Annotated in this window: 20 protein-coding genes; 7 read left to right on the top strand and 13 right to left on the bottom strand. The window is 45.3% G+C overall.

Going from position 1 to position 24,439, the window contains the following annotated elements; genetic code table 11:
- Window positions 1-336: 336 nt before the first annotated feature.
- Both QUA27_RS11135 and QUA27_RS11130 read right to left on the bottom strand, forming a co-directional pair.
- Window positions 337-2,100, bottom strand: a complete 1,764-nt coding sequence (locus tag QUA27_RS11135; protein ID WP_333068011.1) for an Rqc2 family fibronectin-binding protein — start codon at window positions 2,098-2,100, stop codon at window positions 337-339.
- A 229-nt stretch (window positions 2,101-2,329) separates the two neighbouring features.
- Window positions 2,330-3,883 (bottom strand): phytoene desaturase family protein, encoded by a 1,554-nt coding sequence (locus QUA27_RS11130; RefSeq protein ID WP_333068010.1) that lies wholly within the window; start codon window positions 3,881-3,883, stop codon window positions 2,330-2,332.
- Window positions 3,884-3,949: 66 nt separating this feature from the next.
- On the opposite strand from QUA27_RS11130, the gene QUA27_RS11125 reads away from it, so the two are divergent.
- Entirely contained in the window at window positions 3,950-4,534 is a 585-nt protein-coding gene (locus QUA27_RS11125) for a hypothetical protein (protein WP_333068009.1), read from the top strand.
- A 42-nt stretch (window positions 4,535-4,576) separates the two neighbouring features.
- Here the strand turns inward: QUA27_RS11125 and QUA27_RS11120 are convergent, their stop codons facing one another.
- Window positions 4,577-4,891: a tetratricopeptide repeat protein gene (locus QUA27_RS11120; protein WP_333068008.1), complete on the bottom strand. Its 315-nt coding sequence runs from the start codon at window positions 4,889-4,891 to the stop codon at window positions 4,577-4,579.
- A 289-nt stretch (window positions 4,892-5,180) separates the two neighbouring features.
- Between QUA27_RS11120 and QUA27_RS11115 the strand changes: the two genes are divergently transcribed.
- Window positions 5,181-6,578, top strand: coding sequence for an AAA family ATPase (locus QUA27_RS11115; protein ID WP_333068007.1), 1,398 nt, complete (start codon window positions 5,181-5,183; stop codon window positions 6,576-6,578).
- Window positions 6,568-7,470 (top strand): DUF4435 domain-containing protein, encoded by a 903-nt coding sequence (locus tag QUA27_RS11110; RefSeq protein ID WP_333068006.1) that lies wholly within the window; start codon window positions 6,568-6,570, stop codon window positions 7,468-7,470. The genes QUA27_RS11115 and QUA27_RS11110 overlap by 11 nt, the downstream gene beginning before the upstream one ends.
- 220 nt (window positions 7,471-7,690) lie before the next feature.
- Here the strand turns inward: QUA27_RS11110 and QUA27_RS11105 are convergent, their stop codons facing one another.
- Window positions 7,691-9,487 (bottom strand): sensor histidine kinase, encoded by a 1,797-nt coding sequence (locus QUA27_RS11105; protein ID WP_333068005.1) that lies wholly within the window; start codon window positions 9,485-9,487, stop codon window positions 7,691-7,693.
- Between the two features lie 540 nt (window positions 9,488-10,027).
- On the opposite strand from QUA27_RS11105, the gene QUA27_RS11100 reads away from it, so the two are divergent.
- On the top strand, window positions 10,028-10,165 hold the full coding sequence (locus tag QUA27_RS11100) for a hypothetical protein (RefSeq protein WP_333068003.1): 138 nt from the start codon (window positions 10,028-10,030) through the stop codon (window positions 10,163-10,165).
- A 63-nt stretch (window positions 10,166-10,228) separates the two neighbouring features.
- Here QUA27_RS11100 and QUA27_RS11095 read toward each other — a convergent pair whose 3' ends face one another.
- From QUA27_RS11095 to metK, 3 genes are all read right to left on the bottom strand, one after another.
- Window positions 10,229-12,145, bottom strand: a complete 1,917-nt coding sequence (locus tag QUA27_RS11095) for a HEAT repeat domain-containing protein (RefSeq protein WP_333068001.1) — start codon at window positions 12,143-12,145, stop codon at window positions 10,229-10,231.
- 459 nt (window positions 12,146-12,604) lie between these two features.
- On the bottom strand, window positions 12,605-13,780 hold the full coding sequence (locus QUA27_RS11090) for a glycoside hydrolase family 10-like protein (protein ID WP_333068000.1): 1,176 nt from the start codon (window positions 13,778-13,780) through the stop codon (window positions 12,605-12,607).
- A gap of 208 nt (window positions 13,781-13,988) precedes the next feature.
- Complete coding sequence (gene metK, locus QUA27_RS11085) at window positions 13,989-15,251, bottom strand: methionine adenosyltransferase (protein ID WP_242718244.1); 1,263 nt, start codon at window positions 15,249-15,251, stop codon at window positions 13,989-13,991.
- Between the two features lie 302 nt (window positions 15,252-15,553).
- On the opposite strand from metK, the gene QUA27_RS11080 reads away from it, so the two are divergent.
- On the top strand, window positions 15,554-17,278 hold the full coding sequence (locus QUA27_RS11080) for an AAA-like domain-containing protein (RefSeq protein ID WP_333067999.1): 1,725 nt from the start codon (window positions 15,554-15,556) through the stop codon (window positions 17,276-17,278).
- 91 nt (window positions 17,279-17,369) lie between these two features.
- Here QUA27_RS11080 and QUA27_RS11075 read toward each other — a convergent pair whose 3' ends face one another.
- Together QUA27_RS11075 and QUA27_RS11070 are read right to left on the bottom strand one after the other, a co-directional pair.
- Window positions 17,370-17,717 (bottom strand): rhodanese-like domain-containing protein, encoded by a 348-nt coding sequence (locus QUA27_RS11075; protein WP_333067998.1) that lies wholly within the window; start codon window positions 17,715-17,717, stop codon window positions 17,370-17,372.
- Between the two features lie 98 nt (window positions 17,718-17,815).
- On the bottom strand, window positions 17,816-18,247 hold the full coding sequence (locus QUA27_RS11070; RefSeq protein WP_333067997.1) for a hypothetical protein: 432 nt from the start codon (window positions 18,245-18,247) through the stop codon (window positions 17,816-17,818).
- A 46-nt stretch (window positions 18,248-18,293) separates the two neighbouring features.
- On the opposite strand from QUA27_RS11070, the gene QUA27_RS11065 reads away from it, so the two are divergent.
- Both QUA27_RS11065 and rpsD read left to right on the top strand, forming a co-directional pair.
- The gene (locus QUA27_RS11065) at window positions 18,294-18,593 is read left to right on the top strand and encodes a hypothetical protein (RefSeq protein WP_333067996.1); all 300 of its coding nucleotides are present in this window, start codon (window positions 18,294-18,296) and stop codon (window positions 18,591-18,593) included.
- A gap of 47 nt (window positions 18,594-18,640) precedes the next feature.
- Window positions 18,641-19,249 carry a 30S ribosomal protein S4 gene (gene rpsD / locus QUA27_RS11060; protein WP_006631941.1) on the top strand — a complete coding sequence of 203 codons (609 nt, stop codon included), beginning with the start codon at window positions 18,641-18,643 and terminating at the stop codon, window positions 19,247-19,249.
- Between the two features lie 272 nt (window positions 19,250-19,521).
- Here rpsD and QUA27_RS11055 read toward each other — a convergent pair whose 3' ends face one another.
- From QUA27_RS11055 to QUA27_RS11040, 4 genes are all read right to left on the bottom strand, one after another.
- Window positions 19,522-20,724, bottom strand: a complete 1,203-nt coding sequence (locus tag QUA27_RS11055) for a catalase family protein (protein ID WP_333067995.1) — start codon at window positions 20,722-20,724, stop codon at window positions 19,522-19,524.
- Window positions 20,725-20,922: 198 nt separating this feature from the next.
- Complete coding sequence (locus QUA27_RS11050; RefSeq protein WP_333067994.1) at window positions 20,923-22,569, bottom strand: peroxidase family protein; 1,647 nt, start codon at window positions 22,567-22,569, stop codon at window positions 20,923-20,925.
- An 84-nt stretch (window positions 22,570-22,653) separates the two neighbouring features.
- Complete coding sequence (locus QUA27_RS11045) at window positions 22,654-23,685, bottom strand: T6SS phospholipase effector Tle1-like catalytic domain-containing protein (protein ID WP_333067993.1); 1,032 nt, start codon at window positions 23,683-23,685, stop codon at window positions 22,654-22,656.
- Between the two features lie 377 nt (window positions 23,686-24,062).
- On the bottom strand, window positions 24,063-24,439 hold a 377-nt coding region (locus QUA27_RS11040; protein WP_510175257.1), incomplete at its 5' end, for a transposase domain-containing protein.

The following is a 24,439-nucleotide window of genomic DNA, read 5'->3' as shown; positions in this document are numbered from 1 at the left end:
AGCTGGTCTGCACAAATAGTTAAATCCGTTGTGTTCCCACAGTGTTGTTCTCACAGTGAGGAAACCCAAGTTGCACGTTTCTTTGCAAAGGGTTCTAAAAGAAATATCATCTCTCTTAAGTGGTATTATAACAACAAAATTTAATTTTCTGTAATAAAACTTTACATTACAGATGCATTTTAATTTTTAGGGACGATCGCACTTTTTTGCACTTTGTATAATAAAACCGGTTTCAAAAACCCGGTCTATACGTAGGTTGATGCCTACCAAACCTTTTATTTTGCGAAAAAACGAGGTTTCGATCGCCGATAGACTCCTTTGCTCACTTTATATAAATCAAGCCGGAGCTTGCTGCGGTCTGCCCCAGACAATCCGCTCCTGCTTGTATACAACCATACCCGGTTTCGCGCCTTTCGGCTTGTATACATATTTCGGTTCTGTATAAACCACCGGAACTTGTTCGCTGTGGCGGGCGCGACTGTAGTAAGCAGTCATGTCGGCCGCAAATTGCAAATCAGTTTCTTCAGCCACAGTACCGGGTTTCAGACGCAGCAAAGCGTGACTTCCGGGAATCTCTAGGGTGTGGAACCACAAATCGTAGTCGTTAGCGGTGCGAAAAGTGAGTTGGTCATTTTGGCGATTGTTGCGCCCGATTAATAATTCAAAGCCGCTGGGGGTTTGGTAGCGGTGAAATTCGATCGCAGCATTTTTGTCGGTACTGCGGTAATCTGGTACGTCTAGATATTTTTGCTGGATCAGTTCTTCGCGGATTTCGGCGAGGGTTTGCAAATCTTGGGTGTTGCGGTAGGTTTCCAACACCGAAAGTGCGGCTTCAACTTGTTCTAAATAGTCGATTTCTTCCTGTACGGCGGCTAACAAAGGTTCTACTGCAATGCGGGCTCTTTTAAGTTTTTGGTGTTTTTTGTAGAGGGCTTGAGCGTTTTGAACTGCGTTTTTTTCCGGGTTTAGGGAAATGATAACTGGTTTCTCGGTTTCAAAGTCGGGGAGAGAAATTGATTTCATTCCCGGTTCCCAATGTTGCAAATTTGCCATCAGCAAGTCGGCTTGGGATTTGTGCGTGTCGGCGTCTGCTGATTGCTGCAAGCGTTCTTTAAATGTGTTGGCTTTGAGGCGCAGTTTGGCCAGAACGTTGTTGAGTTTTTGGTTAAGCTGATGCCGCAGTTGGGCAAATACTTCTTGATTGATTTCGCCTGTGTAGTAGCTGTTAAGTAATTCTTGAACGGAAGAGAAGGAAGAATCAGAGGGCGGACACGGGGGCACCGCCCCTACATTGTGATTTTCTGGGGCGGGCCAATCGATGACGGTGTAGCCTTCGGGGGTAAAACTCGGGTGAAATTTGGAGTTTTCTAGGCATTGCAGCCAGTATAGCCAGCGCTGGAATAGTTGCTGCCATTGGTCGGGATTGAGGCTGTCGGTGGATTGTTCGGGGTCTAAAGAAGCCGATCGAATCATTGACAAAACTAAGGCTTTACTCATCCCTCGGTAATTCTTCAACATATTGCCCTTTAATTGCCCAGGAACCAGGCTAATTCGTGATTGCCAGCGGTTTTGAGATTCGCTCAGACTCGGCACTGCATCGGTCAAAGACGGGGGCATTTCGTAGGGTTGCCCGGTTTGGATGGGACGGACGGTGGACTGTTTGGCGCTGACTTGGTGGGCGCAGGTGACAACGAGGTTGTCTTGGGCGGTGAGGATGACGTTGCTATATTTGCCCATGATTTCGGCGTACAGGTGCCAGAGGGCTGGTTCTCCGGGGCGTTTGGCGAATTGCAAGTCGATGACTCTTTCCCAGGATGCAACGGGGGCGATCGAAACTAAGGCTAAACCGCTGAGTTGGTGCCGCAGTTGTTCGCTGAAGGTGAAGGTGTCGGGAATGCGGGGCGGGGGGTCGCCGACGCAGATGCGGGCGGCGACAGGATGCCAGGAAAGGTCAATCCAGCCGCGCCCTTTCATGGTGCGGAAGGCCAGGGACACGGTGAAGCGATCGCGCTGGTAGACTTGTTCTAAGCGCGCTGGCAGCCATTGGGCTCGCAGTTCGCTGCAAGTGGCGGTTAAAGTTGTAAAGTCTACGGGTTGCACGGTATTCTCAGGGCGATCGAACTATCTATTTCTATGCTGACAGATATCGGTCACATTTTACTAACTCTATAGAATTATTGTTTACTCTTGCTTTCCGTCCTTCGCTAGGAAAGCTCTTCAATAATTTCGTTAACAAATAACAAATAACTAATACACATCTCCTAAAAAGAAGGTTTTGAACAAGCAGGATGCCTGTTCCACAAGAACTAGGGGAGATGTCTAATAACAACTAACTAATAACTTCCCGAATTAATTGCAAATGTTTGTACAAAGGTGCGATCGTATTGGCTGCGATCGCCCCGCTAGCAGCAACAGCCGGCAAACCAATGCCCGGAAAAGTCGAATCTCCGCAGCAAAACAGCCCCGCTAAAGGCGTTCTCGGCCCGGGAAACAAGCCGCTACCCGCCCGAATTCCTGGCCCGTAGGAACCGCGATGGCGGCGCAAAAACCGTTCGTGGGTGAGGGGTGTCCCAACTAAGGTGACTTCGCAGCGCGATCGAATATCGGGGATAATTCTCTCTAAGGCTTCCCACATTACCTCGGCGCGCGCTTGTTTTTGCAGTTTGTACTCTTCGCTGGTGCGATCGAGCTTTTGCCAGAAATCGTAAGGCTCGTTTCCGGGGGTATAGGCGTGAATGACGTGCTTTCCCGGAGGCGCGAGGTGGGGGTCAAGGAGGGAGGGAATCGAGACGAGAACGACGTTCTGGGGGGCCGAAACGCCCATTTCCCAGTCTTTGACGAAGATGTAGTGACAAGCCAAGTCCGATCGCACTCCGGCAGCATCAATTCCCAGATGCAGGTGCATGAAGCTGTCGCACTCCGGCGTCGCCTGCCGCTGTTGCCGAAACCTTTGCGGGACTGAGGTTTCAGGCAACAGTTTCAGGGTATCCCACACGGAAGCGTTGGAGACGACGGCTTTGTGCGATCGAATAATTTTGCCCGATCGCAGCCGCACGCCGGCAGCCCGGTTGTTTTCCACCAAAACTTCTGCAACGTGGGAATTTAGCAGCAACTGCCCTCCGTGGCGCTCTAAACCGCGTACCAGGGCATTTACCAGAGCTGCACTACCGCCGATCGGATAGTCCAAAACTGCATTGGGGCGATACCAGTCGGCGAACATGAAAGCGACTTCGGCTGCGATCGTTCCGTCGGCGGGAAGTCCAGACAGCAGGAAACACAACAAATTCAGCCAATTTCGGACAAACGGATCTTTGACATTTTTGTCCATAATTTTGCTGAAAGGGCCTGCAAGTGCGATCGCATCGCCAGCACTTTGCAGGAAAGCCGGCGCAAATTTGCCGAGGGTAAAAACAGCGCCCAAATCGAAGCGCAAAGCCAGGGAGGGTAAGGCTGTGGCAGCTTTGGCGTAGGGTTCCATGATGCGCTGGAGTTGCCGCCATTCGGCGACTGCTGCCGCGCCGCGCAGTTGTGCGAGCACTTCAGCAAATTGACTCGCGCCAACAGATGTGTCGAAATCCCCTTCTGGCAAACAGCAACCCCAGGTATCGTAGGTGATGCAGGGGAGTTTTTCGCCGATCGCATCCAAAACTTGCTGCAGCGGATTGGCAGAGGGGCTGTAGGATAATCCTGAGTACAGGGAGGGCCCGGAGTCGAAGCTAAATCCGCCGCGTTCAAAACCGTGTGCGGCGCCGCCCGCGATCGAATGGCTTTCGCAGACAATCACGTCAAAGCCATATCTGGCAAGTATTGCAGCGCAACTCAAGCCGCCTATCCCGCTGCCGATGACGATGATTTCTGTGTCTGTGGGGGCGATCGCAACCATGTTTTTCTCCGCTATATCAGCTAATATTATCTCTGTTACCAACAATACAACTGGTTTGTATATTAAATGGAAAATATATCTATTCTAGAACAAGCCGCTAAATCTAATTCTAAACCATCTTCCAACGCCGTAGTTGACGCCCTCCTAGAAGCTGAGAAAAACGCGAAAAAAAATAAAATTCGCTATTCTTTCGAGCAATTAATTGGCAACTGGCAACTCTGCTTTATCACGGGCACGAAAAAGACTCGACAAAAAGCGGGGATTGTCTTGGGGGCGGGACGTTACATCCCTGAGTGGATTGCGAAAATTCAAATTGCTTATTCGGCTGAACCTGTTGCTGAAGGGGAAGAGAATAGCAACATCGGCAGGGTGGAGAATTCGGTGCAAGTTGGGGCGATCGTACTAACTCTTTCCGGGCCGACTAAGTTTTTGCCTAATAATATTTTAGCTTTTGATTTTACCAGAATAGCGGTGAAATTGTTGGGAAAAACTGTGTATCAAGGATTTATTCGCGGTGGAGAAGCGCGGGAGGCGGATTTTTTTAGTTTGAGTGTGGGGAAGCAGGCATTTTTTGCATATTTTCTGGTAGAAGATGGGATAATTGCCGCTAGGGGAAGGGGCGGCGGATTGGCTTTGTGGGGGAGAGTTTAGCGGTTCTTAATTGCCTGGAATACAGCAGGGAAATAACCTTGTTTATTTGGGAATTGGCGGGATATTTGTTCTGCTTGGCGGTTGACTTCTGTTGTTTACTGCATCAATATTACGCAAAGTAGCCGCTTCCCGGGCGCGATCGCCCAATTCCCGCCACATTGGTAAAGCTTGGTTATAGTATTTCAATGCTTCTTGCGATTGGGAAAGGCTGTCGTACGCGGCACCAATATTATTCAAAGTAGTAGCTTCCCCCCTGCGATCGCCCACTTCGCGCCACATTGGTAAAGCTTGGTTAAAGTATTTCAATGCTTCTTGTGGTTGGGAAATGTTGTTGTATGCTAAACCAATATTATTCAAAGTACCAGCTTCCCCCCTGCGATCGCCAAAGGTATCGACTGCGGCTAATCTTGATTGTTAGATCCTCTGTTGGTAAGCAGTTCTAGTATTGCGACTAGGGAATTGACACAGAGCCAAATTATGAACTATATTAGAGAGATGGATGCAGCAGAAATGCTCTAAACATGACATCCCGTTACCCACTAGGGTCGAGGAAATTCCGGTAAAGACGTTCTGAATACCAAAATTTATTTTTTGGCGAATGCTCTTTAAGGAGCTTTTGTCACTTTTAAGGTAAGGGTCTAGGATTATGTCTAAACCAACAACTATGTTTGCTATCGATAAAACTAATACTCTATCAGCAGATTTTCCTCTTTCGGTAACTCGTATTGAAATCGAAAAGTTGTTCGGGATATACACTTATGATCTTTCAAAAGAAGTAGCAAGTACAGGTTCCTTAAGCTCATTGTTTATTTTATATGGTGATAATGGTTCTGGAAAAACCACTATTCTTAAACTACTTTTTCATCTTCTTTCTCCTTCAGCAGGCAGAGGACATCGTTCTTTCATAGCGCAAATACCTTTTGCTAAATTTGCTGTTTCGCTAGCTGGTGGAACCCATATAGTAGTTTCTCGTGAAGAAAATGATTTACTTGGACCCTTTCAAATTGAACTTCGAGAAAAAGGTAAGAGTGTTTCCAAAGTTAAATATAAAATCGATGAGGGCCGAATACCCCAGGGTTTAGATGGAAATCTTTTAAGAAGGTTATCGGAACTTCAGTTAAGTGTATTTTTTCTTGGTGACGATAGAGTTCTCAACAGCGATGTATTTGAGTCAGAAGAAACAGAACTTGAGCAATTCTTTCTTATGTCGGAAAATCGTCGTATGGGTCTAGATCCGCGACGGTTTTTAAGAAGGTCATCTCACGTTGCCAATATAGATCGAGATTTTGCATTAAAAACTTCTATAGCCCGTACTGAAAAATGGATTGGAGACCAAGCATTAAAAGGATCTAATGAAGGGTCTGCCAATGTTCATAATCTATATGAAGAAATTATTTCAAGCATTATTACCTCAGGTGAAATAGAATCGGAGGATCTTCCACACTCACCACAACAATTAATTCAAGAATTAAAAGCCGCAGAAGATAGAAGTAAAGAATTTTCTCACTTTGGTTTGATGTCAACACTAGACAATCAAAATCTAATCAGTACAATTGCCAATAATAGTGACGCAACTCTTCGTATTACTTGGAATGTCTTAAAACCCTACCTTGATAGCGTTTCAGCAAGACTAAAGGCCTTGCAAGAGACACAAGATTTGTTGAAACTTTTTGTAAGTACAGTTAATAGCTTTTTTAATGATAAAAAGATTGAGTTGCACGTTAGAACCGGGTTGAAGATCGCAACTGAAAATGGTCAAGAGATTTCTCCAGAATCACTTTCATCTGGTGAAAAGCAACTGCTGCTATTGCTTTGTAATACTTTAACTGCAAGAGATAAAGCCACAATTTTTATCATTGATGAACCTGAAATATCTTTAAATATTAAATGGCAGCGGCAACTTATTCGTGTACTCCTTGATTTTACGAAGGGTAGCTTAGTCCAGTTTTTACTTGCTACTCATTCTATTGAGTTGCTAGCTCAATATAGAAGGAATGTAGTTAAGCTACAAGATGTAAGCAACGAGATTGAAAATGGAAGATGAGAAACGCCGTAAATTAGATGAGTTAGTTGTTCGCTATCAACTTGAACCTAGTCTAAATGATGTGTATGTTGAAGGATTAACCGATAAGTGTATCATTCAATGGTTTTTGGAGGAATCTAATTTAGATACAGAAAACGTTGCTGTTTACGAAATAGATACTATAGATATACCTACAGAGCGGCTTTTTGAACTAGGATTAAATGACAATAATCGTAGCCGGGTGATTTTTTTAGCCTTTGAACTGCAAAGCCGTGTTGAAGGAAGCCTTCCTCCCGTTATTTGTATTGTCGATAAAGATTTTGATAACTTAATAGCAAGTTCACATATAGAATCGGAACTTTTACTATTTACTGACTATACATCAATTGAAATGTATCTTTTTGATTCTAATATTATTGAAAAATTTTTAAGGTTGGCGGTACGTAAAGATGATTTAAAAGCTGTGAATATTATCAAAAATATTTCCCCTATTCTTGAAGAAATGTTTTTACTTAGAGCCGCTAACCAATCTTTGAGTTATGGAATGAAATGGTTGTCATTAAAGGCATTAAAAAGCTGCTTTAAAAGATCAAAAAGTGGTCAACTTGAATTTGATTCAAATGGCTTTGTTGATAAATACCTACATGATAATAATAGAAATTCAGATAAAATTGCTTTTTTAGATAAAGTCAATGAACTACGAAATAAAAATATATCAGAAATTAGGAAAAAGATACGTGGACATGATTTTATTGACATTTTTTGCTGGTATATTGAGCCTTATCTTCCCAAGAATAAAAAAGGGTTTAGTGAACCAGAGATTGTATTGGGTAATTTGCTATGTTGTTTGGATGTAGATTATTTGATGCAAGAAAAACTATTTCAAGAGCTTACAAGGCGTTTGAGTAAATAAACCTTATAATAGCTTTTCCAAAAACCATGCAATAGTAGCGACAGAATGTTGACTTTGTGAAAGAAACCGAATAACGTGAACTGTAGGAAGACTTTTTAGAAATGGTATAAAATATCGCCCCCACTGACAAGAGTAAAGCATTTGGAAATACAGCCAGAGGTTTGAAACATAAATTTTCGCCCCTCTGCTTACCCCCTACATCTCTCGCCCAAACATCAGATCACCCGTTTCCCGCCGGTATGCGGACAGTGAAAATAGATCCTTTTCCCTTTTCGCTTTCTACCAAAATCTCTCCACCCATCATCTGACAGTAGTAGCGGCTAAGTGTCAGCCCCAATCCGGCCCCTTCGTACTGTCGCGTTGATGAACAGTCAGCTTGCACAAAAGCTTCAAACAATTTATGCTGTTGTTCTTGCGACATTCCAATTCCGGTATCCTTAACCGATAAGCAAATCCAATCCGACTCTTCAACATTCAGCAGAGGACAAGCGATCGCCGCAGAATGAGTTTCATCGGCAGGTATTGAATGGTCAATCGCCGATCGCCCTGCTGCATTCAATTTGCCACTTCCTTCAATGCGCCTGACAGTCAGTTTAACTCTGCCGTTTTTGGTGAACTTAGCAGCATTACTCAGCAAGTGCATCAAAACCTGTCGCACTTTTTTGAAATCTGCGTGCATGATACCCGCAGTTCGATCGCACTCAATCTCCAAAACATTGCCATTTTTTTCTACCAACGGTTTCGCGGCACACCCAACATTGTCAACCAGGGATTCGATGTCAAACTCTTGGATTTCGAGTTTCATCCCCCCCGCTTCAATTTTTGATAAATCGAGGATATCGTTAATCAAAGATAGCAGGTGCGTGCCCGCCTTCTGAATCTTTTGCAAGTCCGGTACAAACTCATCAAATCCCGCATCTTGGGCATCTTCTGAAAGTAGTTGACTGTAACCGATAATCGCATTTAAAGGAGTCCGCAATTCGTGGCTCATGTTTGCTAAAAACTGGCTTTTAGCAGTGTTAGCGGTGACGGCGGCTTCCTTAGCTTGTTTCAATTCTTTTGTATGTTCCGAAACTCGCTCGATTAGGTGATTGAGAGACGCAGCTAATGAGCCTATTTCGTCTTGTCCGGTGACGGAGGCTCGCAAATCAAAATTCGACTCGGCGGCCACTTGTTTGGCAATCTGAGTGACGCTCACGACTGGTTTAGCGATCGCCCGACTGGTGCGGTCAGCCACCATTCCGGCTACCACGACCGACAGCAGCATACTAATAATAATTATGGCTTTTTCCATTCCTTGAGCGTCTTCCATCACTTCACCGCCTTGCCCCTCTTGCTGCTGGGCAATATCGAGGATTTGGCTCAATCTTTCAAGGCTGCTGTTGAGCTGTTTTACACCTTCTCCGCTTTCTGTGGCCAACAATTTTGTGGCAGACTCTATCTCCCGAGGTGACAGTTGCGATTGCTGGATTTGCTGCAAAGCTGACTTGAGAGTATCGGCATAGGATTCTAAATCTTCCGTGCAATCTTGTAGTAAACTTTTGAGAACTTCCGGCTTTGCTGCCAGCCAAGCAGGTTGGCTATCGGCAAACTTTTCTATGCGTAACCGCAGCTCTTTTGCTTGAAAAATGCTCTTGAGAAACTGCTCTTCTTGAAGTTTCAGATTGGCGGAATTATCTACAAAAGAATCTAGCTGGGCTCCCTGCAATTGTGCCGCCATCGCTGCATCTTTAAAATTGCCGAGTAATTGCGCTTGTAGGTGAGCGTCATTGAATTGTTTTAATCCTTGTCCTTGGTAGTAATCAGCAATCACCAGCCCACTCAAAGAGCCAAAAAATCCGATTCCTATGGCGAGAAAATACCCGCGACCAATTTTTTTATGGATGGACAAAGCACCAATTTTATATGACCACGTTTTGCGGAGTTTTAAGGATGGTATTTCTACAAAATCCTTGCTGGATATTTTCTTGTGTGCGGTTTCTAGAGAAGCGACTTGTTCAGAAATAAAGAGCGGCATCAGTTTACCTACCTTGCTATTTTTTTGTTTACCTTTCGCGTTGCCACAGGTTCTTTCTGCGGGTTAAATGGTTCTAACTCTCGATTAAACTCGCCTTGGTATTCCCAAACGGCAACTGATAAACTTGCTTCGTTCCCTGTTTTTTTTAGCAAGTTAATTTTGGACATATGCAACCCCTGTATTCTGCTAAAATCTACCACGCTCTTAAGTTCTCCAAATGGAAAAGCTTGTCTGTTTAACCGTAGACATCTGCGAAAAAGCATCTGAAACTATTGTCGAGTCAGAGGAGAAACTTAAATTCGGTTGATGTCTAAGAGATAATTAGGCTGTTGATGACTGTTGCCAAATTACTTTTTCGACTCGTAAAAGTCTGCCACAGGCAAAAAAAATAAAAATTTATACCCGCAGTGAATTATCCCTGCGTGGAATGTTACAGGCAGAAAATTCTCTCTGACCTGTTTTGCCTGTGAGTAGCCCAAAGCTGATATTGTCTGTTGACAATGCACCCGATTCCTCAGCTTGGGAGTTTTGCTGCCAGCAATGCGACGATTGCGTGACGGTTTTTGTCGATCGTCCGACAACTTTGTAGCACAGAATGTCACAAATGCAGGAGCCGATCGAACTTTTGCACCCTGGCGATCGACTTTTGGCACCGTTGCCCCGCACAGACAAGTCTGAGGTGAAGTGTCGTTAGTTGAGTATAACTGTAGGGCTTGCGAAAAGAAACCCGGTTTCCGGGAGTCAACTGTTGGCGATTGCGAGTTCTGGAGTTGCGGTGGTCAATTCGATCGCCAGTGCTAGCTTACCGTCTCTACCCAAAGCTTCATCCGCCAAGCGTACCATCCAGCGATTCGGCTTGGCTTGGGGTCTGGCGGCGAGAACAACGGTCCAAGCTTCCCGTTCTTTGCCGCGACCCAACAGCGCAGCACAAACAATCAAAGCTGTGGCGGTTGAACGGCTGATCCCACTTTGGCAGCAGATCAGCAAACTGCCTCCCTGTGGTGACATTTTGAGGGCAAAGTCAATAATTTTAAGTACATCCTCAAGGGTAGGCAAGATTTGATCCGGGTCGTCAACGGGGGTGTCGAGGTCGTTAAACTCCAGGCACATTCGGTTTGGGATTCGATCGAAAGCTTTGGGTTCGGACACACCCGGACTGCCGATCGAGATCAGGTATTTAATCTCGCCTCGCGCAGGGCGCTCAATAATGTATTCGCTGGCTTCTGCTTGCGAAGCAATCAGGATTTTCGGCAGTTTTTCACCCGATAAATCTGGGGAAACAGAGGGCTCAAAATCAACTGTTTCTGCCTCAGTCCTGACATCCGCCAAGTATTGAGCAGCCAGCGCCCGAACGTCAGCAAATTCGCGATTTAAAGCTGTTTCCAGAGCCAAAATAGCAGCCGTTGAGCCAATTTGACCGAGGGATTTAACAGCGTTTTGGCGCACTCCAGAAGTTTCGTCTCCCAGCAGCCGCACCAAAGCTGCCACAGCTTCCTCTGTCCCAATTTCCCCCAAAGCAGCAGCAAGTCTCCACCGCACATAAGATTCGCTGTCGCCAATTGCGCTCGCCAGCCCCGCGACTACCATTTTTTGCAATTTCGCATCTCCCTCTGTATTGATGTTCCCAAGGGCCACCGCCGCCCTGCCGCGCACGAAAATGTCTCGATCCCAGAGCGACCCGATTACCGCCACCATAGCCACCTCACTGCTGATTTCTCCCAAGGCAGAAACTGCACTGCCGCGCACGTCTGAGTCGTCATGGTTGAGGGCTTGTACCAGCCCGGCCACAGCCGTTTCCGTGCCAATTTGTCCCAAGGCCTCGGCCGCCCTCAAAGAAACTGCATAGGAGTCTGGATCATCGTGAAGCAATTCTATTAAGCCGGGTACTGCCTCACAATCGCCGGTTTTCCCCAAAGCGGCTGCAGCCCTAGCGCGGACGATGTGATTTTCGTCTCTGAGCGCATTCAGCAGCCCGGGAACTACCTCAGAGATGCCGATTTTTCCGCAGTTGACGGCTGCCCGCCAGCGCACCTCGGGGTCTTGGTGTTTGAGAACTTTCAGCAGCGCGGGGACGGCTATTTTCGGGTTAATTTTGCCCAAGGCCCAAACAGCCCAGGCGCGCACCCTAGACTCTGGGTGTTTGATGGCTTTGAGCAGTGCTACGGCGGCTGGTTTCGAGTTAATTTCTCCTAAAGCCCAAGCGGCCCAAGCTTGCATTTGGGAATCTTGGGATTCGAGCGATCGGGCTAATTCAATTACTGCTGCTTCGGAGCCGATTTTGCCGATCGCTCGAATCCCATCAAGGCGCACTGCACTTTCTTGGTGGTTCAATGCGGCCACCAGCATCGGAATTGCCATATCGGAACTTGTTAGGGCCAGCAGTTGAATTTTGAGCAGTGGCGAAGTCGGGATTTTGTCGATTAATTTTATGGTAGCTGTTTGAAATTCTGGCTTTACCGTTCCTGCTAGCTTCGAGCCGAGTTTTAAATTTACTTTTAGAGCTAATTTTACTGCCCGCAAAGCCAGACTTTGCTGTTCTACTTGCGGCAATATAGTCGCCAAGGTGCGCATCCCTTGTTTTTGTTTCAAATATTTATGATGGAATTGAGCATCGCTGAGCTCGGGTAGGTGTTGGATGAGGCTTGCTGCTGAAGTCACTGATTTATCCTAATATTTTGGCGAGCGGTTGAGATTGCTCTTTTAAACTGTCTTTCAAAAATATGGCGTCTACAAAACGCTACTTCTAAAAAAAAGCTTGCACCCACTTCTAAAATATGTCTTATTCCACTATTTTTGCAACTCCCCAATTATTAATTATCGGGTTTGTTTGGGCAATCGGCTTGACAATTAGTTGCGCTTGCTGATTGGCATCGCTGCGCTTTTAACTGGCATAGCTCTGCTATATCATTTTATACTCACATCTTGCACCATTGTCAGGAACAGGCAAGATGCCTGTTCCACAAGAAAATTCACCCTTTGTGGAACAGGCATCTTGCCTGTTAATCAAAGCTTATTGAGAATGGTGCAACATCTTATTTTATACCCACTTGGTTTGAAATAGCGATCGGCGCGGTTGACTGCAGCTAACCGGAAACAGCTTGATTGCGGGACAATCTCTCAACGAGCATAGGGTCCTTTTTTCAAAACCTTAGCCAAAGCGTTATCGTTATCTCGCAAACCTTCGTAAAAAAACATCACTTCTCCTTGAATCCCGCAAGAGCGGTTGTAAGCAATTACTTGCAACAACAGTTCGGGAGTTATGGTATATTTGCTGCCTCGATTCGTCAACAAAATACCGGGCGACACGCACTTTACTTGCTGCCCGCTAAGCTGTCCTCCAATCATTTTATCGACCAATTGTTTGTAAGCATTAAAATCGCGGCGATAAAACTGAGGGTGAAAAAGATCGACCAAGTTTTTGTCTACCCAAGCTTTAGAATCTTGCAAATATTCCACCAGTCCCCAGTCATAAGGACTCGGCGACATGGATAGCAACAAATCAGGATTAATAGCTTTCACTTCTCGGTGTAAACGAGCTACAAACTCAGTAATAATATTAGCACGCCACTGCACCCAATGTTGCTCTTTACAATCCGACGGTGCTGCTTTACCGCACTCTTCTCGATAGCGTTTAACCGTTTTTTCGTCGTAACCGCCTTCTACCGGAAACGCAATGCGATCGTCTCCTTGAACTCCGTTTACCGGATAATTCTTAGCAACTTCCAGCATCAACCCCAGCACAAACTCTTGCACTTCCGGGTCAAGAGAATTCATCCAGTCAAAGTTATTTTTTTTAAGTAAATTGCCGCTGGCATCACGGGCGGTCCACTCAGGTTTTTTCGCCAGCAAATGACCGCCCTTGCGATTGTAAGAACTCACAAATCCGTATTCAAAACAAGGAATTACTTTTAAACCAACTCTCTTGGCCTCAACACATATTTCTGCTAAAGGGTCGCGACCTTGATAGCGCGAGTCAATTTCCACCCCAAATTTTTCTCGCATAATTTTAGAAGGATAAGCCGTATAACCCTGGCTCCAAATTATAGGGAAAACGGTATTAAATCCCGTATCGGCGAGAAAGTCCATTGCCTCAGCAATTCGCTCTTTTGATGTTAGAACTTTGGAGTCAGTGGTGGTTATCCAAACGCCGCGAATTCCACCAGGATTGTTAGTCGCAAACGAACTGGGCAGCGTTGCTGGATTTGGTGCAGAAAATCCAGTCGTCGCCAACCGCTGTTGGAGGGAAGAGGCAAAATTGCGAATTGCTGATTGGAAAGGTGTGAAAAATCCCATTTATTTATTTAATCTTGTTTTGTTGTAAGGTGGGCACTGCACCCGCTACGTTATTGATTGGTAGCACCCGGTATTATTTATGGATAAGATGCGCGGAATAACCGCCTATATTATTTATTGATAAGGTGCGGAGTACGCACCCTACATTCATTGGTAGCACCCCATATTATTTATGGATAAGGTGCGCGGCGCGCACCCCAAAATTGTACTATCCAGCTACTCCCGACAACTTCTGGCTCAAAGCTTCTTTCAAAAGTTCTGCCTTATCAGTTTCCTCCCAAGGCAAATCTAAATCAGTGCGTCCGAAGTGACCGTAAGCCGCCACATCTTGATAGAAACGGCCGCCTCTTTCAGCAGGCAAATTCTGCAAGTTAAATGCCTGAATGATGCCTGCAGGACGCAGTTCAAAATGCTGCTTCACAACTTCCAAAAGGCGATCGTCATCAACTTTTCCAGTGCCAAAAGTTTCGATCATCATGCTAACGGGCCGCGCAACGCCGATCGCATAACTCAACTGCACTTCGCACTTTTGGGCTAAACCAGCCGCTACGATATTTTTAGCAACGTAGCGACAAGCATAAGCCGCGCTGCGGTCTACCTTGGTGGGGTCTTTCCCAGAAAAAGCGCCGCCGCCGTGGCGGGAATAGCCACCGTAGGTATCCACAATAATTTTGCGGCCCGTCAAACCCGAATCTCCTTGAGGCCCGCCGACCACAAATTTGCCAGTGGGGTTGACAAGGAAGCGAGTTTCTGCATCAGGCTTCACGCTAATATCGGCAAACACGGGTTGGACGATAGCAGTCCAAAGGTCTTCTTTGATTTTGGCTTGAACTGCGGCTGTGTCTGTGATGTCGCCGATCGTTTCGGTGTGCTGCGTAGAAATTAAAATCGTATCTATGCCAACAGGTTTGCCGTCCTCATAGATGACTGTAACTTGGCTTTTGCCGTCGGGACGCAAGTAAGATAACTGACCGGTTTTGCGGACTGCGGCCAGTTGACGGCAAATCCGGTGCGCTAAACTGATCGGCAGAGGCATCATTTCCGGCGTTTCGTTGCAAGCAAAGCCGAACATCAAACCTTGGTCGCCAGCGCCGATGGCGTCCAATTCCTCTTCACTCGATTGTTCCCGGCTTTCGTGGGCTGTATTCACCCCTTGAGCAATATCGGGAGACTGAGAATCAAGAGCTACCAACACTGAGCAACTATTGGCCGAAAAGCCGTTGTCAGCGTGGATGTAGCCAATATCGGCTATTTTTTTCCGGGCTAATTCAATGTAATTTACCTGAGCTTTAGTGGTAATTTCGCCCGTCAGCAGCATTAAGCCGGTGTTGACGACAACTTCTGCTGCGACGCGGCTTTTGGGGTCTTCAGTCAGTAAGGCATCTAAAATCGTATCTGAAATTTGATCGCAGATTTTATCGGGATGGCCTTCAGTGACCGATTCAGAGGTAAAGAGGTAGCGGCGTGACAATGATTATTTCTCCTTAGATAGGGGCTCTTCCTGCGCGACATCGACGACCAACGAGTTATTTTTCAGGTAAAGGCTCAGAATGATCGCGTCTGGGCTACCGTCGAATTTTTGTCGATCTGCAGAGCCGTGTTGAAGCAGGGTTTGAGACTGGGTAAAGTGACACTACTATAGCAAAGTCAGTTCCGGGAAGTGCCTAAAAACTTAGATTTTTTAGGATTGTCGATCGATCTTGGACACCGCTCGTCTAGCTCCTAACCTGACCAAGGTAAGATACAGTCAGGGTATCGCCTTGTGCAAGGACTATGGCAGGACTCCAAAAATCACCAAACTCGATCCAAACAATTGCCGACCTAGAATTTCCCGGCGGCCCCATACCGCTTGACTCTCGATTTTATATTGAACGCTCAGGGGCCGAAGCCCTGGCCTGTGGAGAAATTAGCAAACCCGGAGGTCTTGTTCGCATTAAAGCTCCCAAAAAAATGGGCAAAAGTTCGCTGATGCTGCGGATAATTGACGCGGCAGTCGATCGTGGATATCGCACAGTAAATGTAGACTTTCAGCAAGCCGACGCAACGGTTTTTGTTAGTTTAGATAAATTTTTGCGCTGGCTTTGTGTCAATGTCGCTCGGCAACTCAAACTCGAACCAAATATTGATGAATTCTGGGATGAAGATATGGGCAGCAAGGTAAGCTGCACTATTTACTTTGAAAACTATTTGCTCGCACAAATTGACAGTCCTATTGTCTTGGTAATCAACGAAATAAATCGAGTATTTGAACGCACCAATATTGCTCAAGATTTTCTGTCGGTTATCCGTTTTTGGTACGAACAAGCTCGCGGTAGCCCAACTTGGCAAAAACTCCGCACCGTGGTTATTCATTCAACAGCAATTTATATTGATTTGAATGTTAATAAATCTCCATTTAATGTAGGAATGCCGATTAAACTCTCAGAATTTACTGCGGAACAAGTTCAAGATTTGGCGGGCAGATACGGACTAAACTGGAGCGATCGCGATCCGATACAGCAATTAATGAACATGGTAGGCGGGCATCCTTATTTAGTGCATTTAGCGCTGTATCACCTGGCAAGTATGCTGCAAAATCGCCTGTCCGTCGAGCGGGAGGAACCGGGCGAGGAACTAGGGCGAGCCGAGTTGGCAGAACTGTTAACAGCAGCTCCTACTCACAGCGGAATTTATAGCGACTACTTGCAAAATCAGTCGCTCGCCATTCAACAGCAGCCCGAACTCGCCTCCGCATTCCAACAAGTTGTGGATGCTAAAAATACCATTTACCTCGAACCTTTGATGGCTTATCAGTTAGACAGCATGGGACTGGTCAAATTAGAGGGAAATAACTGTAGTTTGTCTTGCGAATTATATCGCTTGTATTTTCAAGGACAAAATTTGTGCGAGGACAAGTTGTCGATGCTTGGTTTTGAGGAGTTGCTGCGAGAAAATCAAAGGCTGCAAGCTTTGGTAAATGTGGACGAACTTACTCAAATTGGTAACAGACGATATTTTGATAGTTGCTTGCGAACGGAATGGAAACACATGGCTCGCGAGGGTTCTCCGATATCTTTAATTTTGTGCGACCTCGATTATTTCAAAATATATAATGATACCTACGGACATCAAGCTGGCGATGATTGTTTGCGATGGGTAGCTCAGACAATTCGCCGATCGCTCCAGCGTCCTGCTGATGTAGCTGCCCGCTACGGTGGCGAGGAATTTGCTGTTATTTTACCTGAAACTGATGCGTCGGCGGCTGTGGTTGTTGCCGAACAAATTAGAGCGAAAGTGAAAGCTTTGAATATTGTTTTCAACCCGCAGAGTCTTGACGGCCTGCCTAATTCTGTGGTAACTATTAGTTTAGGAATTGCCAGCGTTGTTCCGAGCGAGGAAAATGATGCGGTAACGCTGCTACTGGCGGCTGATGAGGCTCTTTATGACTCGAAAAGGGAGGGGCGCGATCGGCTCACGATGAGTACGCTTTTAAATTTTCGATTTGCTGCTGTTAATTAGGAATTTGCTGGGAAATATAATTCGTTTCTACACATACAAAGTCCGCCTGCGCGGACTCTAAAAAAATGATAGTTGAGAACTGGATTTGATGTTAATAACGGGGGACGCTGCGATCGACCACCATTGAGTAAGCATCTATGCCACCAACGATATTTTTAACGTTGGTAAATCCTCGCTCAGTTAACCAATGGCACATTTGAGCCGATCGCACTCCGTGATGGCACAGAACTAAGGTTTCTTTGTCGCGATCGAGTCTAGCGTCAATTTCACCAGACCATTCGGCAAACTCGCTCAGCGGAAAAGCGACAAATCCCGGCAGCGCCGCGAGTTCAATTTCGTAAGGTTCCCGCACGTCTACAAGCTGCAATTTATCAGCATTGGTTTCTGCTAATTGGCGAGCTAATTCTTCGACTGTAATTTGAGCAAAAATTTCTGACATTTGATTAGGAAAAAGTAGTCATCAGTCATTAGCCATCAGTCATTAGTCATTAGTTAACAGTCAACCGTTAACAGTCAACCGTTAACAGTCAACCGTTATTAATTGACGGGCGCAGGCGGTGAAATTAGCTCCACAGGAGGGGTAGGTGCAGGACGCCCGTCCAACTGGCTCACGCTGCCGCTGGGGTCAAGACAAGTGGCGATTAACCGGTCAGTGGGAAAGTCGAGCCTGCCACTCAAACCCACTACGCATTCAGCAAACTGTTGTGGCAATAAACTGCGGCGGCATCCATCGAGCACTAACAGGGGAGCAGCAGGTTGAGTTCGACTTTTGCCGTTAATATTCACTACGCAAGTAGCCAATTCCTTGGGACGCCTCACCCGCCGACAGCTAGAGAGCGCTTCGACACCAGAAATATTGGTTTTGCGGTTGATTTGGAGAGCGCATTTAGATATGTCGCGGGGGTGGAGCGCGTCAGCACAAGCGGCGGCGGCGGCCTCTGCTCCCACTCCGGCGTCAATTAGTTCCAAGGCGCAGACGCGATAGGGATTCCTAGAGCGAGGGATTCTAATCGTGATGGCTGATGCTGGTGAAATTGGCAGTGCTGTGGCTAACAAACCAAGAGCTGCTAGCTGCGTGCCGAGAGCCAATATCCAGCGCGCGGTAGGGCTTGAGGCTGTCGGTGCTGGTTTTGGGGAAGAAGTGCGGGAGAAATTGCGGTTGTGCATGGCAGATCGAGTAGTGAGTTTTTTGGCTGATTGGGGCGATCGAGCGATCGGCTTTTCCTTGAGAATTTACCGCACATTATGGATCGCGCTGCGGTCGATCGTTTTTTTATCGATCTTTGTTGGAATTTTGACCGTTACACACATATAATATAGAGTCTGCATAAAATTGCATACAGATATTAGAGAGGAAAATAAATGTCTCGATATCGAGGCCCCCGATTGAGAATCGTCCGTCGCCTGAAAGAGTTGCCGGGTCTAACCCGCAAAACCCCCAGACGAGATTATCCGCCTGGACAGCACGGTCAAAACCGCAAAAAGCTCTCTGAGTATGCGGTTCGCTTGCAAGAAAAGCAAAAACTCCGTTTCAATTACGGTGTGACGGAACGCCAACTGCTCCGTTACGTCCGCAAAGCCCGCCGTGTCACGGGCTCCACAGGTCAAGTGTTACTGCAATTTTTGGAAATGCGCTTGGACAATACTGTGTTTCGGATGGGAATGGCTCCAACCATTCCGTCCGCTAGACAATTGGTAAATCACGGTCACATAACTGTCAATGACCGTGAAGTCAATATCGCCAGCTATCAGTGCAAGCCTGGTGATGTGATCGCGGTGAAAAATAGAGAGCGCTCGCGCACAATGGTAGAAGCTAATCTCAAAGATCCAGGCTTGGCTCACTTGCCGAATCACTTGGAATTTGATAAGCAAAAACTAATTGGCAAAGTTAACGGCGTTATCGAACGCGAGTGGATTGCTCTACAGATTAACGAACTGCTAGTGGTGGAATACTACTCACGCCAAGCTTAAGTTATTAGTCATCAGTCGTTGGTCATTAGTCCTCAGTTGGTTGCTAGCAGAATAATTAATAATTGGGTAGGAACCCAGTTATTGATTAATTGCTACTGAATAATGAGGACTAAGGACTGAGGACTAAGAATTCATAATTTTCAACACTCCCACCCCCTAAAAAGGGATGGGATTTTTTGAAGGTTTCGCTTGTTAACTTCCTTGAGTTGCCATTTGCTCAGACGAGACCTGGCTGAGGGCATTAAATGATGTCCGACCCCCAAATTTTTCCTTTAAAATTTTTCTTCTCCGGTTGGTTCTTGGTGGACAAGACCTCGCTTTTGAAGGCGATAATTCGCTACAACGGGGTAAACAACACCGCGTATCCGATTGATCGCACCTACTGGACGATGAACTGCTAAGCCGTTCCAGGGAGAATATCTCAGATTTTCGTTGAAATCAGATTGTTTTTCATAATCAATAATCTGATGCTTGACGGTAAGACGACCTACTCTCAAGAAGGGTGATTCCTTTTCCTTCCAGACATTGATGCCATCGTCGATCGGCATTTTTAGGCTGGTTTGGAACTGAATGCCAAAATCCCAACAGTATTGGGCATAAGGTTTCGCCAAGGCTTGAATTAGATCGTCCCGGTAATAATTATCTGGTTGATTGGGATCTAAACCCAAGGCTTTAGCGCGATCGACAAAGGGAATTTTAGGAATTCCCGGTCGAGATTGTTCTGGAATTATCTCGTGCGGTGGTTTGCATGAAACCGGAGTAAACCCATACTTAATTACAGCAGGGTATTCGACAGGAACTAGACCAGGTTTAGAGGGATCGAAATCGGGATAGAGACCCAAAGCAGAGGGTGAACCGCTCCAATATTTGGCTGTTAGCAAACTCTTCGGAGTCCGGCTACCCGTAAGCGTCGAGACTGCTAGAAAGTGTCTGGGATGTCGGATTAGCCACTTTTTTAATGCCTCTGGTGATTCAACCAGAGCAGAAAAAAAGCCGTAGTAGTCTTTGATGGTTTGGCTCACAAATATCTCTGAATTGTGAACAATGATGTCCTGGGTTTTTGACTCGTGGCTTTGCGCCAGTCGTTCCCCTTCCACCCCCATCACTTTCACTGATATTGAGCGCGAATCTTTTTGGTAATCAGGGTATACTTTGGTAGCCCCGTTAGCAAATCGCAACCAAACAGGATATTCTTTTGGTTTTGCCAGCAAACCTTGCTTAAGGGAAATAGCATTGAGTTGCGAAGAACTTAACGAAGCGCGTTTGCCCACTTCCCGTTTAATCGCTTCCTCATCAAAGTCAAAAATTTCCAGAGTTCCTTTAACGCAAGCATGAGTTTTGGCGTGAGTATCTCGCAGCGCCCGCTCCTTATTCCCGTAAAGATTATCCATCCGAAGCTTGGCTTGCTCAACCAAAAGATCGTAGTATTTGCGTTCGTCCTGTTCGGGATATTCGGTAAATAACTTCTTGCTCATAAATAACCTTCGGTTAATCGCTAAAAAAGGTTCTACACAAACCGTTGCATCTGTTAAACAGTATAACTTCTGGTGCAATTGCTCCCGAATTGCCGTAGGCGATAGCTTGCGAAAAGATCGCCTTTTTATTCCTCATTTTTGATGGCGCAGGTGTCTTTGCACCCCCAACTAATTTGATTCTTAGTTGTCAGCTACAACTTAAAGATCGAAGGAGACTTTGTACTTGGGATCGCTTGGAGGAACATTACGATTCACTAAATCCGAGACTGTTTTGGTATTTTGGATAATTTCCCAACCCACCTCTGAAAAAGTTTCTTTATTGAAGACTTTAGGCGATAACAAAGGATTAGTTAAAGCTTGGGAGAAAGCATCAATGCCAATTATCCGTGCTACTAAAGGCGGAATTGCTGAATTTTTCCGGACATCTTCAGCGTACAATCCGACAAAGAATTCAATCTTATCAACATGACCGTACAACTCTTTTAATTTCTGTTGAGCGTATTCGTCACCCGTAATTTGATTGAAATCAGTCACCCTGGGATAACCACACATTTCGCGGTAATCGTTATAACTGGCTAACTGCGCCTGCCGTCCGAGTTTAACAGATGCTAGTTCGGTAGCATCAATAAATGTATAGGGTGTTCCTGCGATTTTAAAATCAGGTGTGTTAAACAAACCAATTCTAGTGCCGGGTTGAGAACAAGTTTCTTCCATCAATGCACCCAACCCTTTATCGATTAACATCTGATTATTCCAGAGGGAATCGTACATGGATTTTTCTTTGCCGTCATAGATAAAGGTTTCAGGAACCGCACTATGCCAGCGATAGACAAAACTAAACTCAATCGCCATCCAATTTTCTCGATACCAACTTTCCTTGGTAAAAGCTTCAGGATCTGCAAAGAACCTAAAATTATAGGGCGTAATGTGGAAAATGTACTCTTCCATAATGATATTGAGAACAATCACCATGAGAATATTTCTCGCGGTTTGGAAGAGCCTCTCATCGTCCCATTCCGGATAGTTTTTGGACAAAACATCACAAATTCGATTATGCTCCCTGATACATAAAGTGTTAAGCATGACATAGCCAATTTGGACGTTTGCCCGTTCAACTCCCATTGCAAATAGCTTGCCTTTCTTTTCGGGGGGTTGTCTTTTCTCATCATTAAGGGGTGCATGAAGACCTTCAAATTGAGGATCGACAATACCCAGCTCAGGATCGGCATAATAAAAGAGTGGATACTCTTCTTCTACGCCATCTTCGCGCTTGAGTTTTTGGGTTTTAAATTTACCGTCTTTGAAAGCTCTGAGCATATTTGTTTGTTTGCGGGTCAACCCGTAAACATTACACATATCAATCTGATGGTTGGAGCTATTTTTGAAGCGGTTTTGCTGATCTATCCGGAGAAAACTATCTGTAAACCACTGCACCCAATAGGGAAAGAGCAGAGTCGATTTGTCCGAATAAATGGTTTTTCCCTCTCTTTTTTGGAATAAGGTCTTTACTTTGTCCAGTGGTGGTAAATTTCCTTCTTTGTTAAATTCTGGATCGGGAGGTAAATGTCGCCCAGTATAAGTCTTGTCTGTAAGTGAATCCCAAGAGATGTAGGTATCAGTTTTCTTGGGAATATCTGTCCCTGGAATTTTGGGATCTAAGCCCATTAAGCTATAGGGAAGCGGGCGAGTCGGAAGTTTGTAAATGATGCTATTTAGAAAAAATTTGTTTAGTTTACGTTTCAGAGGCTCGTAACTTTGAACTAAATCCCAAATTGGTTTGAAATGAGTCAACGTATATGCTAAAGCTTTGTTGCTCAACCCATCTCTCGATGTATCTCTTGTCATGATTCCTTTTCCTTTCGATTTTTGTAGATTAAGTAGATTACAAAATTTTCTGAGGTTCGGCTCTGAGAGTTTGATAAAATTTTATCATTTTTCTCTATTTTCAATTACTTTGGAGAGAATCTTTTGCAGATTCTTAGGCCGATAGTCTTGGCTTTTTGCCAATCGCTCGATCGCGCTTTCATGAAGATCGTCAATGGTATCCCCCACCTCGCGCCACTTGATTCCTGCCCATTTGAAGAACCCAGGATCGTTTTTAAATGGAGCCTTATAATCAGGCTTGATATCCTCAATGGCCTCTGGCTCGAATTCAAGCTTCAATTCAAAATCACTGATTTGATCCAACATCCACTTCAAAACAGCATCTGATAACCCGCGGGATTCTGGCGTACCACCGCCGATGCAGCTATGCGCGCCTGGAAACCAAACTTGACGAAGCTTCTGGTTCGGGGCATCAGGATTTTTCTTCATCAGGGTAACATCAAAGACTTCGCGAATTTCGTCGATCGCAACGGCGTGCAACGCATTCTCAATATCCTTATTTAAAGTGGTGTCGTGGAATTTGTACCTTGTTTTGATCTGTCCCTCAAACTTCTTCAAGCCCGGTACAAGAGGAATACCAAGAGCTCCAACGGTGTCGAAACAACCAAGCAAGGTAATCGGGACGCGCTCGCCCCGATCTTTGCCGTTTTCTTTGCGGAACCTCTTTGCTTCCTCATCATTTGGTTTAATGCTTCGGTTACGGTAAAGCTCGTAAGCTTCTGATGCCTTGGTAACATAACGGCGGGATAGGAGACCGGAGCAATAGATCATCCCCGCTAGACTCCTGACTGTGTAAGCACCGCGACTGAACCCGAATAGATAGATTTCGTCACCCCGATCGTAGTTGAAAGAAAGAAAACGATAGGCATCTTGTATGTTTTTATCGATTCCCAGCCCAGTGACTCCGCCCACAATCTTGTTACTGTCTACTCCAATTCCCTCGTCATAAAACACGATCTGCGGAACCCCGTCACTGGCTGTCCGTTTCACAGCTTGGGCAACCCTAACCACATTAGTTGGGCACTGAGTATCTAATTTGTTCCAAGTTCCATCACAACAAACGATCAGACGTTTCATTTTTAAATTCTCTCTGTGAATCTGAAAATTTGATAGCGACCTGTAATTGCTAATCGGTTATTTGAGATTCCCCGTTCCCCTTTTTGGGTCGCTTCAGGCAAGCCCTCCTAATTTCTTGCTCGACGAAATTGTTATCTAGTTGGGCAATCTTTAGCTATTTCGATTCTCAGGATATTAGTCCCAAAACACCCTATAGTCTAGCTGGCTGTATTAAAATGTTAATTTTATTTATTATTCTTAAATTAAAATGTTTACAGTGTGAAATAGTAGCTTTGGTTCTGGGAAAATGCTCGCTTTTCCTAAAACGTAAAAAATTCAGAGCGTGAAATATAGCAATCCTAAATCAATTGTAAAATATATGGTTTCACCAATCCTGATTAACTTGGTATTAATTTAGGCTTTTTATCAAACAAGCCATACATATTTGACTTGGGAAATTTAAATATTTGACAATGAGTTACAAGCAGAAATAGTTTTTTAATAAGTGGGAAACTTCGACAGAGATACCAATGTTTTCTCAGAAAGTTTTTGCCTTGAAGCCAAATATCTTCTACAGGGTTTTGCTCGGGTGCATTAGGAGCAAATAATTCACATCTTATCAACCATTCAGATTTTTCTAAATCTTGATTAACCAGGCCAAGATAATCTCGCATTTCTCCATATTTATGATAACTTGCCCCATCCCAAAATATCAAAATTCTGGCTCCTTTATTTAGACTTTGAAGGTATTTTACAAACACAACTGTATTTGCTG

The organism is Microcoleus harperi Pol14_C6, from assembly GCF_036701295.1.
Lineage (GTDB): Bacteria > Cyanobacteriota > Cyanobacteriia > Cyanobacteriales > Microcoleaceae > Microcoleus.
This window is presented reverse-complemented; position numbering and strand designations above follow the sequence as displayed.